The sequence below is a fragment of the Proteiniborus sp. genome, assembly GCF_040308045.1.
GTDB lineage: Bacteria > Bacillota > Clostridia > Tissierellales > Proteiniboraceae > Proteiniborus.
This window is the reverse complement of the sequence record NZ_JAWRHZ010000003.1, coordinates 24,109-30,304: the sequence shown is the minus strand read 5'-3', so window position 1 is coordinate 30,304 and position 6,196 is coordinate 24,109. Positions and strand designations below refer to the sequence as shown.

The following is a 6,196-nucleotide window of genomic DNA, read 5'->3' as shown; positions in this document are numbered from 1 at the left end:
CGTTACTCACCCGTCCGCCACTAACTACTTTATTTTCCATCCGAAGACTTCTTTTAAAGTAATTCGTTCGACTTGCATGTGTTAAGCACGCCGCCAGCGTTCATCCTGAGCCAGGATCAAACTCTCAAATAAAAGTTCTTTGTCTCCTGTCACTCGTTATGACGTTGACTTTATTTTAAGCGCATCTCAAAATTTACATTTTGGATGTTTGTGTTTTCTTCTCACTGTTCAATTTTCAAAGACCATCATCAATTTCCCCCCGAAGGGTGTTAGTTCTTTGTGTCCATAGGAACATAGCTTGTATCTTTGTTGATGCTTTTGTTTAGCAACAACTTTTATATATTATCATTTTTGTTCTCGCTTGTCAATACTTTTTTCTTGACTAGCCATTCTTTTATCTTTTGTTTTTTCGCCAGCTTTGTTGGCGACTTTTACAGCTTATCATTTTATCATTTCTTTGTCAACAGTTTTTATTGACTTTTTTTAATCGTTTTTTACCTTATGTTTCCTTGTCACATAGTAGCGACTTTTTTAATATATCAGATTTTAAGTATTAAGTCAATAGGTATTTGCTAACCATTTTTTCCCTAAACCAAGTCATGTCCTGTTATAAGCTTAAGCTATATATAGATTTATATTGTTCCACAATAAGTATTTAATATGTATGGAATATAACACTTAATATTTTTTCTATCTTTTAATAGAGCTAGGGCTATGCCCCAGCTCTATTGGTTAGTTTACTTAACTAACATTTTACCTTTATTAAAAGCCTTAATGTTTACATCTACAAATCTTTCTTTAACCTCTTCCTTAATAACACTATCCCAATCTACCTCATTTATTCCCATTGCTTTGATTAGAGCTCCTAACATAATAATATTCATTGTTTTTATGTTCCCTAGTTTAGCTGCTTCTTCTGCAGCATCTAATCTTACTGTATGAACTTTACTTTCCAAGTCTTCAACAATTCCTTCTGGATATCCAACTTTTCCGGAAAGAACTGGTGCTGGAGGTATTGCATAATCGTTTACAACCATCTTTCCGTTTGGCTTAAGATATTCTATCCATCTCATAGCCTCCATTTTTTCAAAGGACACAATTATATCAGCCTGACCAATTCCAATTATAGGAGAATATACTTTTCCCCCATATCTGATTTGTGTAGTTACGCTACCTCCACGTTGAGCCATTCCATGTACTTCGGACATTTTTACATCATATCCAGCATCTATAAGGCCCTTGGATAATATCTTACTAGCAAGTATTATTCCTTGTCCCCCTACCCCTACAAACAAAATGTTTTTCACGTCAGACATACTACTCACCCGCCTTTACTATTGCTTTAAATGGACATATTTGCAAACATACATCACAGCCTACACACATAGACTCATCTATTATAGAACCTATATTAACATCAAATGATATTGCTGGACACCCAGCTTTTAGGCACATTTTGCATTTCCTGCACTTTTCTCGATCTACTACACATTTAACTCTCTCTTTTAATTTATACTCTTCTATTTCTTCTGCTGGTGATTTTTTTAGAACGCAAGGCATTTTTGTTATTATAACCATAGGCTCTTTTGTGTTAATAGCTTTATTAATTGCATCTTCTGTTTCTTTTAAATCTAGTGGGTTTACTACAGCTATATTTTTAACACCTATAGCTTCACATATTTTAACTATATCTATATGCTCAGTAGCTTCACCCGATAAGGTATATCCTGTTCCAGGATTATTTTGGTGTCCAGTCATTCCAGTTATTCTATTATCAAGTATAATAGTTGCTAAGTTACCTTTGTTGTAGATTACATTTATCAAGCCTGTAATACCTGAATGGAAAAATGTAGAGTCACCAATAACCCCAAATACCTTAGTATCCTTTTCATTTTTTTCAAATGCCTTAGTTAACCCATGTCCAGCACTAATACTAGCACCCATACATATACACGTATCCATGCTCTCTAATGGAGGTGCAGATCCCAATGTATAACAGCCAATATCTCCTGTAACAGCTATATTTTTCTTTTTACTTAATACATAGAATAATCCCCTATGAGGACATCCTGCGCACATAGTAGGAGGTCTTCCAACAACTTTTTCTGGACTTATATCTACTTTATTAGGTTTAATTCCTAATAATGATTCTGCAATTATGTCTGGGTTAAGTTCTCCAATTGCTGGGATAAGATCCTTACCTATTACATCTATACCCATACTTCTAATTTCATCTTCTAAATATGGCTCTAATTCTTCTATTACATAAAGTTTTTTAACTTGTTTAGCAAACTCTTTTATTTTCGCTTTTGGTAAAGGAAATGTAAAGCCTAATTTTAAAAATGATGCTTTATCTCCAAATACTTCTTTTGCATATTGATATGCTACACCAGAAGTTATAACTCCAATTTCTTTTCCATTCCATTCTATTTTATTTAGTTCAGATTTATTGCTTAATTCTTCTAATTTCGCTTGCCTTTCTTCTAATATCACTCTGCGTTTTCTCGCATTTGCAGGGGTTGCTACATATTTTACAATATCCTTTTTATATTCTTTAACACCAACTTCTTTTCTTTCTCCAATTTCCACTAAACCTTTTCCATGGCAAACTCTTGTAGTAAGTCTTAATAAAACTGGTGCATCGTACTCTTCGCTTATATCATAAGCTATTTTGACAAAATCCTTTGCCTCTTGGCTATCACTAGGCTCTAGCATAGGAATCTTTGCAAACTTTGCATAATATCTATTATCCTGTTCGTTTTGAGAGCTATGCATTCCAGGATCATCTGCTGATACAAATACACATCCACCATTAACCCCAGTATAAGAAAAAGTGAATAGTGGGTCTGCAGCTACATTGACTCCTACGTGCTTCATAGCCGCTATAGACCTTGCTCCTGCTATGGAAGCTCCAATAGTTACTTCAAGAGCAACTTTTTCATTTGGTGCCCATTCAGAATATATCTCTTTATACATCGATATATTTTCTAGTATTTCTGTACTTGGAGTTCCTGGATAGGCAGAAGCAACAGTTACCCCAGCTTCATATGCTCCAAGGGCTACTGCTTCGTTTCCTGTCAATAATCTTTTCATCTTAATACACCCCTTTATTTATAACTTTAAAATAGTAGCTTTGAATTAGTTCAAAACACTATTTACACTATCTAATTTAGAACTTCATATCTAAAATTCTTGCTAATTTAGTTCAGAAATTATACTACCCAATGCAATAGAGTAAAGTTTAGCTTCATGCGTGTCGGCTCTTGACACTAAAACTACTGGTGTCTTAGCCCCCATTATTATTCCTGCAGACTGACTATTAGCAAAGTATGTTAAGCTCTTTCCAATTCCATTACCAGTTTCAATGTTAGGAACTAGTAGAATATCTGCATCTCCTGCTACTTCACTATTATATCCTTTAATTTTTGCAGCTTCTTTAGAAACTGCTAAATCAAGTGCTAAAGGCCCGTCTATAATAACACCATATTCAAATAAACCATTAATATACATATTCTTCAATTCATTAGCATGAATGGTAGCAATCATCTTAGGATTTACCTTTTCTTTTGCTGCAATTGCTGCTACTTTTATTTTATCGTATCCAAGTGATTTACAAACTTTTACGGCATTTTTCACTATTTTCACTTTATCTTCTAAATCTGGTTCTAAGTTCATACCACCATCAGTTAAAAATACAAATTTGTGATATGTTGGTACTTCGTATATCATTACATGGCTAAGCAGGCTATCTGTTCTTAAACCGTATTCTTTATTTAACACTTCTTTCAATAATATAGATGTATCAATTAGTCCTTTCATTATGAAATCTGCCTTGCCACTACTTACATGTTTTACTGCTATTTCTGCGGCCTCAACTAAATCTTTAGTGTCTATCCTTTCATATGAATGTATGGAAATCCCCAGTTTTTCTGCTATTTTGTCTGTTTTTTCAATGTCTCCTATTAATACTGGCTCAATAATTCCACATGAAGCAGCTTCGTAAACGGCTCTTAGTACTTCCTCATCCTGACATGCAGCTACTGCTAACACTTTCTTTGCTTGTCCTTTAGCCTTTTCGATTATTTCTGTTAAGTATTTAAGCAAGATATTCCCCCCTCATAGATATGTAGTTTAATAAGGAAATCGTTTCCCAAGATAATTCTATCATAATAGCATATATTTGTTCAAAGTGTTTACAAAACCTTAAATGTTTTCTGGATAAAAAAAGAATATGACTTAAGCCATATTCTTGATCTTTTGTAGTTCTTTTTTACATGAAATAGTTATCTCATCTGTATCACACATTTCATAGGCAGTATTTATGTCTTTTTCTGCATTTTCAATATCATTGATTTGTAAATAAGCCATCCCTCTATTACATCTTATTTCATAATCCTTAGGCCTTAATTCTATTGCTCTTGTAAACTTATTAATAGCTTCATTACCTTCTCCTAAAAAAGCTAGACAAAGTCCAAGTTCATTTAAAGCATCTACCTGATCTGGCACAAAGTCAAGTACAGTTTCAAACTCTGCAATTGCCTCTTTATACATTCCTATCTGTCTATACCCAAGGCCAATCATAAAAAATAAATTCCACCAATCTACATACTTTTCTTTTAAAGGCAATAACTTCTCTAATCCTGCTCTTGGATTCCCAGATAATATTTTACTATATCCTTCTTCGTATATAATATCATCCTGAATTGCCTCTAAATTCTCTCTTATTTCATCTAGCATTTCATTATCTTTTCCTAGTTGAAGATATTTCTTCCACATTAAGCTTCCTTTTATATATTGTTGGCTATTCTTATAATGATATCCTAGCTTATAATAAGCTAAATCAAAATTTGGATTTTCATTAATAATTTCTTCAAAAATATTTGTAGAGCTATTTAAGAACATAGCTATCTTTTTATTATCATTATTGGAAAGGAGTCTTCTTGCTTTTTCTTCTAAGGCAAGTGCATAATTATATTTTCCCATTATATTTTTACTATTTAAATTATATAAAGCTCTAAGCCACACTAATCCATCTTCAAAGGAATTTTCATTAATTTTTTTTAAACCAATATATAATATATATTCTTCAACTTTCTCATCATAGTTATAAAGTATTTCTTTGTATTGCTCAAAGAACTTGAAATTAGGATCTGCTCCAATAAGGTATATCATTCCATTAATAATAGATGATACCTTTACTTCGTCTTTAGCAGTTCCTTCTTTAATTTCACTAATAAGCTCATCCACAATAAGAGGTAATGGCACTTCTGCTCCTATTCTATAATTATTTATATAGACTAATGAGTCAGGCTTTATTTCAATAAAAGAAATGTCTTCTGTCTTTCGAATAAAATATTCATCTAAGCTCTTCATAATTATTCACCTGTCCTTTTCTTCAATTGCTTCAATACAAGCTATTTATATAAATGTTGCATGAATGCTCTTTTTCTTCTGGTGCTTGTACTTAAAACATCAAACAAAATCCCTCGATATATCATTATAAAAGAGAACATTATTTGACCTATTACATAAAGTAAAATACCTTTTATTGAGAAGTTAAAGAAGAAGCCAGAGCTTATAGCCAAAACATCCTTTATTACATTGCCTGTAACAAGATAAAATAAACCAAGCATTATGATATTTGGAACAAACCATTCAATCCAGTTTTCTTTGACAAAGTTAAATGCGTAAGTTACAGTATCCCAAGCTGAATAATGTTTTTGATATATAGATTCTGGCAATGCATTCACTAATACTAAAACTAAAAAACTTATAATAAAACTAATAGTTCCTGCTAATGATAAATTAATTGAATAAATTAGAGGTGCAATAATCCTATCAAATAAAAAACTAGCAGCCCAGCCAATAAACAGAACTCCATATATCTTCCATAAATACACTGTAAATCCCTCTTTAAAGTCTTGTAAAGTAACTTTTCCATATCTTATAATCTGACTCAAAAGATATAGGTAGTTTGAAATCATAGCACTAGTTGCTATAAATGAAACTATTCCAGAAAAGAATCTAATAATAGGAATTCTAAAAATTACATTCATCACAATCATTAAGGCAATATTAAGTAAGGTATATACAAAACCTGTGAATACTATTATCCAATTACTCATAAACAACTTTAAAGTTTTCTTAAGTGTACTTTTATTTACTAAAAGCAAGTCTTTTAAAATACTCAACCTTA

At 32.0% G+C, this 6,196-nt stretch carries 5 protein-coding genes and 1 rRNA gene; all 6 read right to left on the bottom strand.

Features of this window, described 5'->3' with window-relative positions:
* Nucleotides 1–132 (bottom strand): 16S ribosomal RNA (locus tag ABV008_RS00305); the annotation flags it as partial.
* Nucleotides 133–737: 605 nt separating this feature from the next.
* On the bottom strand, nt 738–1,316 hold the full coding sequence (locus ABV008_RS00300; RefSeq protein WP_352417821.1) for an indolepyruvate oxidoreductase subunit beta: 579 nt from the start codon (nt 1,314–1,316) through the stop codon (nt 738–740).
* Between the two features lies 1 nt (nt 1,317).
* Complete coding sequence (iorA, locus tag ABV008_RS00295; RefSeq protein ID WP_352417820.1) at nt 1,318–3,093, bottom strand: indolepyruvate ferredoxin oxidoreductase subunit alpha; 1,776 nt, start codon at nt 3,091–3,093, stop codon at nt 1,318–1,320.
* A gap of 102 nt (nt 3,094–3,195) precedes the next feature.
* Complete coding sequence (locus ABV008_RS00290; RefSeq protein ID WP_352417819.1) at nt 3,196–4,104, bottom strand: bifunctional enoyl-CoA hydratase/phosphate acetyltransferase; 909 nt, start codon at nt 4,102–4,104, stop codon at nt 3,196–3,198.
* Nucleotides 4,105–4,236: 132 nt separating this feature from the next.
* The gene (locus tag ABV008_RS00285) at nt 4,237–5,373 is read right to left on the bottom strand and encodes a tetratricopeptide repeat protein (RefSeq protein WP_352417818.1); all 1,137 of its coding nucleotides are present in this window, start codon (nt 5,371–5,373) and stop codon (nt 4,237–4,239) included.
* A 41-nt stretch (nt 5,374–5,414) separates the two neighbouring features.
* Nucleotides 5,415–6,191: a hypothetical protein gene (locus tag ABV008_RS00280; protein ID WP_352417817.1), complete on the bottom strand. Its 777-nt coding sequence runs from the start codon at nt 6,189–6,191 to the stop codon at nt 5,415–5,417.
* Between the last annotated feature and the right edge of the window lie 5 nt (nt 6,192–6,196).